This is a genomic window from Bacillus sp. SRB_8 (genome assembly GCF_003264205.1).
In the GTDB taxonomy this organism is placed as follows: domain Bacteria; phylum Bacillota; class Bacilli; order Bacillales; family Bacillaceae_G; genus Bacillus_A; species Bacillus_A mycoides.
The window spans coordinates 18,381-31,569 of record NZ_NADT01000064.1 but is presented as its reverse complement, the minus strand read 5'-3'; the positions used below and the strand labels follow the sequence as shown (position 1 = coordinate 31,569).

Sequence of the window (13,189 nt, the reverse complement as noted above, 5' to 3'; positions counted from 1 at the left end):
ACTTGAATACAATCAAAATATTAATTTATTCTTTTTTTATGAACTTTGCTGAGCAGTTCGTCTAACCCACTCCGAAACTAAACTCTCAAATAATTCAGGCTGTTCAATTTGTAAATTATGTCCCGCCATATCTAATACCGCTAATGTCGCTCTTGGATAATCTTCAATGATTCCTACAATATCTTGATAACCTACCGATATATCTTGTCTTCCAGCTAATAAAAGAACGGGTTTCTCATATTTTTTATGCTGGAAGTCCAAAGTAAGAGAGTAATTCTTTTGTAAGCTTTCAATAAACCCATCATTAGCAATATCTAGCCCTGGCTTAATTTCTTCTTTGAAACGCTTATATGTATACTCATTTGCAACCACTGCTAACTCACAAAATTCTTCCCTTTCGGTTGAAGTAAGCGTGTTTAAAAATTCTTCATCTCTTACAATTACCTGTTTATCTGGGAGAAGCCTTTTTTCTCGTTGCGCTACAACAACAGGACATACTAACAATAATCCATTAACTCTATCAAACATCTTTGAAAGTATCCCGCTAGCTAAATATCCCCCGTAAGACTCTCCTACTAGTAAAAAATCTTTAGTTGGGATGATTTTCTCAATAAATGCAGTTAACAGTTCTAATATACAATCTGAACTATTTATCCAATCTGGGGCATTCGATTTTCCCATTCCTGGCAAATCAATATAAATTCGCTGATATCCTTTAGACTTCTGAAACACTGTTTCCATACATCTCTTCATTAATCTATGGTCAGGAGCACACCCATGTATGATAAGTACTGGCTTTCCTTCTCCAATGATTTCATAGTATACTTCTGCATCCCTAATCCGGCATATCATAAAAAAACCTCCCTATTTTTATATTCACCTTTAAAAACAACTCTCTCAAACTCAAAAGAATACACGTTATCATTTTATATCTTTTCAGAAGTTAATTTCAAATCTTAATTTTCAGATTACAAATATAAAAAAGCTTCCCTATGAATGTATCTCCTCCAAGGAAACTTTTTTATATTTTCTTTTACACTATCAAAACTCGAAACGTCTTTCTCCTCTAGTTTCGCCACACCTCATTCTTCTATTTTCATCAATACAATTCTCCAACCATCCGGATCTTCTATCGTTATCCCCTTTTCTTTCCAATACGGATTTTCTGGTTCTACTTCACCATACCCCATTGTATGCAGCCTTTTACTCACTTTTTTCATTTCACTATCTTCTCGCATGTAAAATACAAGTAAGTTATCTTTTGTTGGAGCTGGACATGGGCTCCCATCTATATATCTTGTAAATTCTAAATGATATTCTTCATCTGGTAGTCCAAACATGACGCCATCGTAACCTTCATGACCGTAAAATTCACCTATACGCTTTAAACCTAATCCTTTTTCATAGAATGCTATAACCTCTTCAAACTTATCTGTTGGACGTGCTATTCGAAACTTCACCCAATTTTTCATGCTTTTCCTCCCATACTAAAAACGTAATGAATGACTATATTTTATTGTATATACTTAAAACATTTTTGAAATCCCTCATTAGTATGAAAATAGATAGATACAAAGGTGTTACTTACTAGCCTATAACAATCAAAAACTCACCTAGAAAGAAAATCCCATCATTTTATATGCAAATTTGCATCTCCACTTGCAAAGCACTAAAAAACCTTTAAAATATACTGGATGACTAAATATACAATTCCCATCTAAAATCTTGATACACTAAAAATCATTAAATGCAGTGTTTTTTCATTTTCAAGAATTATTGCACTCTTGTTTTTTTCCTTATAAGCATGCTTTTTATAAGGAAATCTGATACAATCCTTAAGTAATATTATTATGTATGGATATTACGAATATAGTACATACTTAAAGAAGGTGATCTTTTTGAAATTAAATAAAAATTTACAGCTATGTATATTAATCACAACATTAATATGCTATTCAATCTATTTTATGTTTTTCTTTCTGTTCCCTACTAATTTTTCAAATTTCAATGTACGCTTCGCTTCACTCATCGTTGAAGTCATTACATTTATATCGCTAATTTACTCTATATACTCTAAAAAAGTTAGTTCAAATCCTTTTTGGATATGTATTACAATTGCAATTGGTAGTTTTTTATTAGGAAAAGTAGTATATACGTATCAAGATACCTTTTTCGAACTTCCAATACATCATTTTACTATTTCTGATGTATTTTACATGTTTTTTCTATTCTTCTGCCTTATCGCTTTCTGCTATAAGATCTTAAAAGAATGCACTAAATGGGAAAGAGCTTTCTTTATTTGTGATATATGTATAGTACTTACTTCCATATTCACATTAGAATGGTATTTATTTAATCAGCCAAATTTAAATATATTCTCACTTTCACTCGGAGATATTTTCCTTTCATTTCTATATCCAATTGCAGATCTATTATTTCTTCTACTAGGTGTTAGTCTCTTTTTCCGCCCAACAATTTTTAAGTCCAAGCGGAAAATTTATATCTTTATTTTTGTATTGATTAGTTCTGCAACTTTTAACTATATTTATTTTTACTTAAATACCCATTTATCAACTGACACTATAACATTTTTACGTCTTTTATATAGAATACCTATATTGCTTATCGCAATAGCTGGGTCTATTTCAGAAGATGATAATAGCCATAAAAATTATTTCATTGTAAACCCTATACTAGGAAAAAAAGTATTAGTCGTATTTCCCTATCTTGCTGTTGCAATACTAATCGGGTTTACATTAAAAGAACAAACATCGTCTTCAACTCTCATTACAGGAAATTGTATCGCTTTTGTTTTCGTACTTATTCGCCATTCTATTGTGCGTATGCAAAACGACACCCTAACAAAACGTTTACAAGTATTTAATGCTCAACTAGAAGAAAAAGTTACTTTAAGAACTTCTGATTTAGTCCATAAATCAGAGGCCCTATCTCAGAAACAACAAAAATTCAAATCATTATATGAATATCATCCTGATCCCATTTTTACGATTGATTTAAATGGAATATTCTTAAATGTAAATAAAGCAGGAAGCATACTACTTGGAGCACCAACGAACGAGTTACTTGGTGAGACATGTTTTTCTATTATTTTAGATGCAGATAAACATAAACTGATATCTGCATTAGAAAAAGTTAAACAACAAGAATCAGCATCCTTACAACTTAGTTCTCAATATAAAGATGGCTTTACTTATTTTTTATACGTTACCATCGTTCCTATTATGATAGATGGACAAATTTCAGGAAGCTATATTATGGTAAAGGATATTACCGCACTAAAAAAACAACAAGAAGAAATAAAATATTTAGCATTCCACGATACTGTAACGAAAATTGGGAACCGATCCTTTTTCCATAGGAAGTTAAGAAAATTCATAAAAAATGCTCAAACAACACAAAGTGAGTTTGCATTATTATATTTAGATTTAGATCGCTTTAAAGTAATTAACGATACACTTGGACATTCGTCAGGTGATTACATATTAGAAGAAGTAGCAAAACGTTTCCAATCATGTCTTCCATCACATACTCATCTGTCAAGAATCGGTGGTGATGAGTTTACAATCTTAATTGAAAACTATACTGACGAAGATTCCTTATTCGAGTTATGTAACCAATTATTTGAAAGCATGGAAAAGCCGTTTGTCATACATGAGCATAAATTAACTTTATCACTGAGTATCGGTATCTCCATTTATCCACATTCCAGAATCGATACCGCTACACTTCTGAAAAACGCTAATGTTGCAATGTATGATGCAAAGGCAAAAGAGCTTAACTCTGTCTCTATTTATGACGATGTAATCGCTAAAAAAATCGAAAGACGATTACGATTAGAAAAAGATTTACCAAACGCAATACAAAATGAAGAATTGTTCCTTTTGTATCAACCTCAAGTTGATAGTGAATCTAATAAAATTATCGGTGCAGAAGCTTTAATCAGGTGGAATCATCCTGAATTAGGTGTTATTTCTCCATACGAGTTTATTCCGATTGCAGAAGAAACACTACAAATTATTCCAATAGGAAAATGGACATTACAGCAGGCTTGTGAGCAAATGAAACGTTGGCACGCACTCGGATATTCGCATTTAAAAATAGGGGTAAATTTATCTGCTAAAGAATTTGAACAAGAAGGCTTTGTAAAATCTATTTCGTCTACTTTAGCAACTACAGGCTTACCAGCAAGTTCCCTTGATCTAGAATTAACAGAACGAATTGCAATGATGGATGAGAGAGAAACATTGATAAAACTGCGTACACTAAAAAGTTTAGGGATTCACATTTCAATCGACGACTTTGGTACAGGCTATTCTTCCCTAGCCTACTTACCTTTATATCCAATCGATACGTTAAAAATCCCAAGAGAATTTATTACAATGTCTGAAACGTGTGAAGATGGAATGGAAATCATTAAAACAATCATCACATTAGCAAATACATTAGGAATGTCTGTCATTGCTGAAGGCGTAGAAACGAAAGAACACGTAAATTTCCTTCAAAAAAATAAATGTCAGTTTATTCAAGGTTACTATTACAGTAAACCTATTTATGCCAATGCATTTACTAAGCTGTTAGAAAACGGTATTCGTCCATAGTAAATCAAAATGCATATAACTCTATACGGAATGTAATCGTTATAGGTAATAATGAATTTGAACAACTATAGTAAAAAGGAAAGAAAATAATTTCTTTCCTTTTTTTATTATTTAACTACTTCATTTATTAAATCTATTAATTGATGAATTCCCTCCTCATTTGTTTTCTTAAATCCATTCATGTTTTGAATATATCTCTCCTTATTTACATACAACTTATTTACCACATCTGTAAATGTACTGGTGCTTATTCTATCTTGAAGTAATACTTCCGCATATCCTTGCCTAGAAAAATAGTCAGCATTTAAAACTTGATCCCCTCTACTGGAACCATTAGTTAACGGAATAAGCAACATCGGTTTCTTCAAAAATAACAATTCAGAAATAGCAGTAGAACCAGCCCTGGAAACTACAACACTTGCCATATTCAGTATATGTGGCAACTCTTCCCCTATATATTCAAATTGCATATAACCTTCCATTCCGATAGAAGGATCCACCTTCCCTTTACCACACATATGAACAATATTAAAACTTAATAATAATGTATCTAAACTTTTCCTTACCATATCATTTATCCACTTAGCACCTTGACTCCCACCCATTATTAACAATACCGGTTTATCTTGCTGAAATTCACAATACCTTCTTCCTCGTAATACGTTACCTCTCTCAATTTCTTCCCTTACAATTGGTCCTACATAAACCTTTTTCTCATTACTTACATTCTTCCCTGTATGAGGGAATGTTGTGCATAGTTTTGTAGCAAAAGGTAATGCTATTTTATTTGCAAGTCCTAACGTGCTATCTGGTTCACGTATTACGATAGGTACACTATTTAACCATGCCCCTATTACTACAGGAACTGAAACAAATCCTCCTGCTGAAAAGATAACGTCAGGCTTTATTTTCTTAATTAATTTATAACTTTGTAAGCAGCCTTTTATAATTTTAAAAGGATCTTTAAAGTTCTCCCAATCCCAATATCTCCGGAGCTTCCCCGTTGAAATACTATTGTACTTAACATTTTGAACTAATAATTTTTCAATTCCATTTTGAGATCCAATATACTCAACTCCCCATCCTTTTTCTATAAATTTAGGAATCAATACCATATTAATCATTACGTGTCCGGCTGTACCGCCCCCAGTAAAGAGAATCGTTTTATTCATAGCTTATATCCCACCTTTATCATTAAAAGTCTAACTTTATAGTAATCTTTCAAATGTACATTAACTTACTATGATTTATATAAATCTTTAACTCCAGACCTATGTCTTGCAAAAGATCTTTGATGAGTTCATAAAAATCATTTCCATACTCACTACATTCATACTGAGTAAAGACTTGGATTACAGGACTAGTTCCTGTATATATTGTTTTGGGTTTTCGATTAACTTTTTCCACATATGCTCGACATGTATTTATCGCCTCATAGATGCGCAAAACATGTTCTTCTTCATCTTTCCAATCCAGCGTATCAACAATCGAAAGCGATAGCATATTTTGATTATTTATAGTCTCATAACAATTCATATATTTCTTACATCCTTTTATATTTTTCATTAAATGCAGATGTCACTACACTTCGCATACTCAAGTACATCTTTTAATGATTGCTGAAATGGGATTTCTGGAACCCAACCTAACTTTTTTATATCCTCTAATACTAAACTTTCATTTGAGCCGCTCTCACTATTCTCTGTTTCTTTTATAGTAAAATTCAACTGTGTTAATCCTTTATATTGTTCCAATACATCTAATAAAGAGCGTTTTACTCCTGATCCAATATTATATTGTTTTCCATTTATACCATCACGTAATAACACATGATACGCTTTAACTGCATCACGTACATCTAGAAAGTCTCTACTATCTTTCAAACTGTTTACTTCAATAATCGCCTTACTTCTACCCGATTCTATATCTATCATTTTTTTTGCGAGAATTGAACAAACACCATTCGATACTCCTGGACCAATTAAATTTGAGGGCTTTGCAATGATAATATTTGAATCCATTAATCCGCCCCAAGCCTCCGCAATAATGACTTGCATAGTTTTACTTAAACTATATGGATTTGAAACTTTTATGTTTTTCATACTATCTGCTTGCAATGCAGATCCTATAACTAATGTTTTACAATGCGAGGCTTCCTGCTTAATGGCTTCTAATAAATATAAAGTCCCTATTACGTTAATCTCTATATATTCCAGAGAAGCTGTCCAAGACTCATTAACTGAGTTTCTTCCTGCTAAATGCAATACATAGTCTGGTTTTATTTGTTTAATTACCTTCATTACTTCACTCTTATTTGTTAAATCACAAGTAATACCATTTTCGATTTTTTCTCTATGTGAACGATTTTGAAACATAGGAATTACATGAAAGCCTTGCTCTAAAAAATATTGGCAAGCATGACGTCCTGTGAAGCCATTTGCACCAGTTATTAAAAGGCTCGCATTTCTTTTCATCGTAAAAACCCTCCTTTTTCTAACATTTGTTTCACCTCATGTTTTGTAAGTAAGTCTTGTTGAGAACTAAAACTCTTCACATCCACAAGCGGATAACTAGCATAATATTCTTGAAGTCCTTCTATAGGAATAGTCGGTAGTACCACAAAATAATTTTGATCAAAACTAATACTTGTTTTACTCTCTACCTCAGATAAAAGCATTTCACTTAATTTTTCACCAGGTCTTATCCCTACCTCTTTTATCTTCACGCTTTCTTTTTTCGAATCTTCAATCAATATTCTTGCTAAATCCGTTATTTTACATGCTGGCATTTTCATAACAAAGATTTCTCCTCCTCTTCCTTCAGATGCTGCTTTAAATAACAATCCAACAGCATCTTCAATGGTTAAGAAAAATCTAGTCATATTTGCATCGGTAATCCCTACTTTTGAAGATTGCTTAATTTGCTTTTTAAAAAGCGGTACCACACTTCCACTCGTTCCTAAAACATTTCCGCCACGAACACAAATGAATTTTGTTTTCTTCGTTTGCACATTCGCATGAACCATTAATTTTTCACCAATTGCTTTTGTCATCCCATACGTATTTGATGGATCCGCCGCTTTATCAGTTGAAACATATATAACTTTCTCAACTTGATTCTGGATAGATGCTTCAATTACATTTTGCGTACCATGTATATTTGTTTTTATAGCTTCATAAGGATAATATTCACATACTGGAACATGCTTTAAAGCTGCAAGATGAAATACATAATGTACACCTTGGCAAGCATATACTAGTTGCTCTTTATCACGAATATCTCCAATAATAAATTTCAATCTCTCTTCATTTATAAACTGTTGCTGCATTTCAAACTGAACCGTTTCATTCCTTGAAAAAACTCTAATTTCTTTCGGTGATTTTTCTAATAGTTGTTTTATAAGTTCGTGTCCCCACGAACCTGTACCACCAGTAATTAAAATTATTTTATTAAGCATTCCTTTTCCTCCTACCATACATTTCAATTCAAATTGTATTTATTAAGGTTATTGAATTATTTTCAATTGATTCAAATCATAATCGTCGTTTGTTACATTTAATTGACAAAATAAAAAAACAGAAACTATTTTTTAATAGTTTCTGTTTTTCATTTCACTTCTTAGCAATTAGATTTTCTTTATACTGTTTGAATGATAACTATATTACTGGTTTAAAAAACACCGCTCATTTATTTCTTATACTCGTAATAAAATAAAGTGAAACTTTAATTAGTGAGGATTTTGTCCATCCCCCACTGATTATTAGTTGAATCAATCGGGCTTTTACGAGCAGCCCCACCCTCACCTAACTTCTTTGCTTTAGCCGACTTTTGAGATGGGAGTCTTACTGCTCGTTAATAGCGAGATAAATGGAATGATTCATAACCAATACCACATTTAAACTCATAGAAAAGGGAGGTAATGGAATGTACCAAAGCAATTCAAACAATACGTCTAAAGAATTCTCAAAAGCACTCCCTCTCTCCCTATTCGACGTGAAAAACGAGTTACAACAAAAAAGCGATCTCATCTCTTCTGTTACCATATATAAATTAACGAAAGAAGAGCAACTTATCATCGATAAAATTAAAGCTCAGACAAAAGAACTAAATAAAAATAACGTCACAAGAACACGTGCATACTACCAATTTTACATTCAATATCCAGAAATACATTGGGCACTACTTGGGCATATCGTATCACGTAACGGTGGCTGGAATATGACAGATTTAAAGGGAGATTTATATACGAGGCTTTTATCCGAGAAAGATCAAATTACATTTTTCTCTTTTTTAGAAAGAGGAAATTGGCTCATTTTCCAAGATGTATATCCTCAATTTTTACTATATGAGCAAAGTGTAAAAAAATCAAAAAAGCTATTTCACCTTCTCACTCACTTAAATGTTTCTACATTTATGGAAACAATGTGGAACCATTTTTGGAAAACAGGTAACAAAAAAACATTAGCGATCGCAACTATTGTTAATGAACAAAACTACTTAGAAAAAAGAGTTATTCAAAATGCACACTTTAAAAAGACTGTATTAAATAGTATTGGATTTAAACTCTTTGATTTTTTTCAGTTTAATCATATCCTTTTCCCATTTTACGAAAATGATAAAAAGCAAAAAGTATTACTATTTGGTGATACAATGAAACATTTCACTTCTTTGCATGAACGAATTTCACTTGGAAAACGGTTGTATTCATTGTTATTTCGGGATACACATATTTTATCTCAAATAATAAACTGGGTCCATCACCATCCACATACAGGCTCAAGAAAAGATTACTGGCCTCATTTATTTTCTAGTGTAAATGAATCTTTTTCGCGTGAGTTTTATAAACGCCGAATAAAGAAATGCCAGTTACGTAGTGACGCGTATCGTATATACAGCCCTGCACTCATCTATGCATGGCGGGATATGAAACATGAAGAAGTTGAAAATGAAGATTGGTTTAACGATTGGCAAGTTGTAAATTATTTAGTTGATAAGGAGGAAAATATAAATGGACAAATTACAGAAGACTACTGCAAAACACTCGAAAAAATTGAACTCGCAATTCTCGCAAAGAAAAATGTCCTCCTTCGAGAAGAAGAATGATTTTTTAGCATTATTAGCTACAGTCTTACTTTCTTCTATTATTGGAACTTGCTTAGATGCTTTCTTTGTGCATACACAAATATATTCCTTTCCGGTTAGACCTTTCTCATCTATATTTTCAGTTAACATAGGCTTTACGTTGTTTGTGCTACCAATTTTAACAATCATTTTCATACAAATTTCAAAAACATTATCTGCAGTTTCTAGAACTCTATTTATTATTTTAATAGGGCCTTGTGCTAGTATTTTTGAACAAGTTGCTGAGAGGTTAGGTTTATTTGTACATAACGGGAATTGGCATCATGCTTATTCTTTATTTGGATATATCATTTTCTTTTCTCTTATTTGGAAATTATATACTTGGATGCAAAAATAAAGAGACCGTTATAATAACGGTCTCTCCTTAAGCATAATCTTCAGTTACTGCTACTGAACGACTTTGAAGGCTTTTTGATCGCAAACGATATGCAACTACTTTCTTCTTATATTGCTTTACTACATCAACGTGTTCCTCGTAGCTATATATAGAAAATCTAATCTCTCTTTTTCCTTTCTTCGTCTCCATGACTATCGGTGTACCATTCCCTTGCGGCGGAAAATAATGTTTATCTAAAAATAAAGCCTCGTTAAATTCATGAATAACTTGAAGTTTCATTTCTCCTTCTATACTTTCCCCATCTACCGTTACAGTAGTATTTTCCTCATCAAGTTTTTGGTGTAACTCAAATCTACTAATAATTGATTCTACAACAGAAGTTGGCATACTAGAAACTAGTACTTTAAGAGCACCAAAAATAAATAATGTAACTATAAACCATGTTGTCATTTTAATCATCTCCATTACGCTCTAAAATGAGTAGTGTTATACTCCTTATTACGATTCATTAATTTTCAAAATAAAAATTTCACTCCATAAGGTACTAATATACTAATAAGTATCCCTGTTACAATCATCGTTACCGAACCGATAGTTGCCTCTTTCTCTCCTTCTTTCACTAGACGGCTCACACCAATAATATGTGATGCGCAGCCCATACCCACTCCTTTTCCAATCGTACTTGTTATACGGAAAAACTTAAGTACTGTCGGTCCGATAATAGCACCTGTTATTCCTGCAACAACTACAAAACTAGAAGTCATAGATGGAATGCCACCAATTTGATCCGCTAATGAAATGGCAATAGGCATTGTCGCTAATTGTGGTAAAGTTGTTAATATAAGTTCCTTATCTATATTTAAAATTCCACCAATCACTATATTCATACTCGTTAAAGCCACTATACCTATCACTACGCCGATTAGTATCGCTAAAAAGTTTTTCATAAGTATCTTTCGCTCTTTAAATAGAGGTATGGCTAACGCTACAATTGCAGGACTCAAAAAACCTGAAAGAATGTCTCCCCCATTTTCCTTATACTCATGATGAGAAATACCAAATATCAAAAATAAGCAAATCATAATTGCTGTAACTGTTAATACCGGTAACGTAAATGGAAACGTAAATTTTTTATATAACTTTGTCGCCAATAAATAAATTACTACAGTAATAATAATTAAGACCATTTGAATCGTGCACCTTGTCGATTTTATTTTTTTGATGTTACTAATAATTGACTTACATACCCTGAAACAATCAATGTTACTACCGTACTTGCAATTACTAAAAGGAATATAACACTCCCCTTACTTAAAAGAAAAGATCCATATTCCATTAATCCTGTTGTCGAAGGAATTAGAAATAACGGTAAAAATACTATTAACTTTTCTGCCCCTACCTCAAACCACTTTAATGGAAAAATACGAGTAGAAAGGAGTAGAAACAATATTAACATCCCTATTAAACTTCCTGGCATCGACAGATGGAATACTCCTTGAATCCACGTACCAGCTAAGCTAAACACATATAGCACGCCTACTTGAAGTAAAAGCGTCACGTACTTCATTTCTTTCCCTCATTTCCATATTACGCTTCGCTATTATGAAATCTCATTTAATGTTTCCGCAAACCTTGTAACTCCAAGCTGAATTTGTTCTACATTCGCTCTGCCAAAAGTAAATCGGATATATTCACTTTTCGAACCTAGGACGCTTCCTGGGACAAATGCTACACCATTTTGTATAGATTCACCTAGTAAATGATATTCATCAAACGTTCCTTGCACTTTGCACCATAAATGTATTCCGCCCTCAGGAACAAAAAATTCAATCTGATCCCCTAATATTTCTTCAAGCTTTCTAATTAACTCATCTCTTCTTTGTTTCAGTTGTCCACGGAGCATCGTAATATGCGTATGAAAATCCTCAGATTCTAAAAATTGGTTCGCTACCCACTGTGTAAATACACTATGACCGAAATCAACTTGCTGCTTCGCATCTGCCAATCTCTCAATTACGCGCGTGGGGCCAATTACCCAACCAATACGTAATCCTGATGCAACAATTTTTGATAATGAGCTCACATAAAGAACATTCCCATTTTGATCCATCGATTTCAATGTTGGATTCACTTCTCCATTAAAAGAAGTCAAACTATACGGATCATCTTCTACAATCGGTATACCAAATTCAGAAGATAGTTCTAAAACCTTTTTACGTCTTGCCAATGAAAGTACCGTTCCAGTTGGATTTTGATAATCCGGATTTAAAAACACCATACGAATGCGATGCTTTTTGTGCAAATCGATTAAGTCATCTGGATTCATACCATGCTGATCAACTGGTAAACGGAATATTTTTAAACCTGCTGATTTAAACATCGGAAGTGAATAACAATAGGAGGGATCCTCAATTGCAATCGCATCTCCAGGCTTTAACAAACATTGAACGATAAGATTAAGTGCTTGCTGAGCTCCAGATGTAATAAGAATAGAGCTTGAATCTGCTTCTATTTGTTTATATTGCTCGACATGTGCCGCAATGGTTTTTCGCAACATTTCATTTCCAAGCGGATGGTCATAACCGAGATTTCCCATAAATGTTTTCTCCGACAAAATTGTTCGAAATCTATCACTCGGAATTAAATCTGATGACAATTCACCACTCGCTAAATTGATTAAATCATCTTTTTGTGTTTCCGTTCGAATTTGTTGAACAAGTGGTACATTAGGTAAGAACGATCCATCCTCAACGTACCTACCCCAGTTCGGTATTCGTTTATGTGACACACCCCATATATCTGTATTCACCCGAGTGCCGCTTCCTTTTTTCCGTTCTACTACCCCAAGTGATTTCAATTCCTCATAAGCAGCTACGACCGTACTCCGGTTCACTTGTAAATTCTGTGCTAACATACGCTCGGAAGGTAATTTTCTATCAGAAGGGAATTCACCGGTAGAAATGCCTCTTTCAATGTAATCAGCAATTTGTTTATAAACTGGTATCTTATCTTCACGATTCGGTTGCCATTCCATTTAGTTCCCTCCTCTCCAAGCTGGTGCCCTGAACTCATTAATAACAGTATTCACTGC

13 protein-coding genes are annotated in these 13,189 nt (G+C 33.1%); 3 read left to right on the top strand and 10 right to left on the bottom strand.

What is annotated here, in order from left to right; translation table 11 throughout:
- Positions 1–36: 36 nt before the first annotated feature.
- Positions 37–852: an alpha/beta fold hydrolase gene (locus B5P40_RS30235; RefSeq protein WP_078175324.1), complete on the bottom strand. Its 816-nt coding sequence runs from the start codon at positions 850–852 to the stop codon at positions 37–39.
- 230 nt (positions 853–1,082) lie between these two features.
- Positions 1,083–1,472 (bottom strand): VOC family protein, encoded by a 390-nt coding sequence (locus B5P40_RS30230; RefSeq protein WP_002014647.1) that lies wholly within the window; start codon positions 1,470–1,472, stop codon positions 1,083–1,085.
- Between the two features lie 426 nt (positions 1,473–1,898).
- On the opposite strand from B5P40_RS30230, the gene B5P40_RS30225 reads away from it, so the two are divergent.
- A complete protein-coding gene (locus tag B5P40_RS30225; protein WP_113710426.1) occupies positions 1,899–4,619 on the top strand; it encodes a putative bifunctional diguanylate cyclase/phosphodiesterase in 2,721 nt (906 codons plus the stop codon).
- A 107-nt stretch (positions 4,620–4,726) separates the two neighbouring features.
- Here B5P40_RS30225 and B5P40_RS30220 read toward each other — a convergent pair whose 3' ends face one another.
- Genes B5P40_RS30220 through B5P40_RS30205 form a run of 4 tightly spaced genes read right to left on the bottom strand, consistent with a single transcriptional unit; the run spans position 4,727 to position 8,076 of the window.
- Positions 4,727–5,791 carry an undecaprenyldiphospho-muramoylpentapeptide beta-N-acetylglucosaminyltransferase gene (locus B5P40_RS30220; protein WP_113710425.1) on the bottom strand — a complete coding sequence of 355 codons (1,065 nt, stop codon included), beginning with the start codon at positions 5,789–5,791 and terminating at the stop codon, positions 4,727–4,729.
- A gap of 49 nt (positions 5,792–5,840) precedes the next feature.
- Positions 5,841–6,185, bottom strand: coding sequence for a DUF6572 domain-containing protein (locus B5P40_RS30215; protein ID WP_181462974.1), 345 nt, complete (start codon positions 6,183–6,185; stop codon positions 5,841–5,843).
- Complete coding sequence (locus B5P40_RS30210; protein ID WP_002128673.1) at positions 6,185–7,093, bottom strand: SDR family oxidoreductase; 909 nt, start codon at positions 7,091–7,093, stop codon at positions 6,185–6,187. Before B5P40_RS30210 ends, B5P40_RS30215 begins: the two co-directional genes overlap by 1 nt.
- Entirely contained in the window at positions 7,090–8,076 is a 987-nt protein-coding gene (locus B5P40_RS30205) for a UDP-N-acetylglucosamine 4,6-dehydratase family protein (protein ID WP_088039991.1), read from the bottom strand. Before B5P40_RS30205 ends, B5P40_RS30210 begins: the two co-directional genes overlap by 4 nt.
- A gap of 467 nt (positions 8,077–8,543) precedes the next feature.
- Here B5P40_RS30205 and B5P40_RS30200 point away from each other — a divergent pair, with 467 nt between their 5' ends.
- Together B5P40_RS30200 and B5P40_RS30195 are read left to right on the top strand one after the other, a co-directional pair.
- Positions 8,544–9,722 (top strand): DUF2515 domain-containing protein, encoded by a 1,179-nt coding sequence (locus B5P40_RS30200; protein ID WP_016100784.1) that lies wholly within the window; start codon positions 8,544–8,546, stop codon positions 9,720–9,722.
- Positions 9,697–10,098 (top strand): CBO0543 family protein, encoded by a 402-nt coding sequence (locus B5P40_RS30195; RefSeq protein ID WP_113710423.1) that lies wholly within the window; start codon positions 9,697–9,699, stop codon positions 10,096–10,098. Before B5P40_RS30200 ends, B5P40_RS30195 begins: the two co-directional genes overlap by 26 nt.
- 27 nt (positions 10,099–10,125) lie before the next feature.
- On the opposite strand, the gene B5P40_RS30190 is transcribed toward B5P40_RS30195, so the two are convergent.
- From B5P40_RS30190 to pdxR, 4 genes are all read right to left on the bottom strand, one after another.
- Positions 10,126–10,548: a YfmQ family protein gene (locus B5P40_RS30190; protein ID WP_002088014.1), complete on the bottom strand. Its 423-nt coding sequence runs from the start codon at positions 10,546–10,548 to the stop codon at positions 10,126–10,128.
- Positions 10,549–10,613: 65 nt separating this feature from the next.
- Positions 10,614–11,285, bottom strand: a complete 672-nt coding sequence (locus B5P40_RS30185; RefSeq protein ID WP_016100781.1) for an LrgB family protein — start codon at positions 11,283–11,285, stop codon at positions 10,614–10,616.
- A gap of 23 nt (positions 11,286–11,308) precedes the next feature.
- Positions 11,309–11,665 (bottom strand): CidA/LrgA family holin-like protein, encoded by a 357-nt coding sequence (locus tag B5P40_RS30180; RefSeq protein WP_002190466.1) that lies wholly within the window; start codon positions 11,663–11,665, stop codon positions 11,309–11,311.
- Between the two features lie 33 nt (positions 11,666–11,698).
- Positions 11,699–13,132 (bottom strand): MocR-like pyridoxine biosynthesis transcription factor PdxR, encoded by a 1,434-nt coding sequence (pdxR, locus tag B5P40_RS30175; protein WP_002088019.1) that lies wholly within the window; start codon positions 13,130–13,132, stop codon positions 11,699–11,701.
- Between the last annotated feature and the right edge of the window lie 57 nt (positions 13,133–13,189).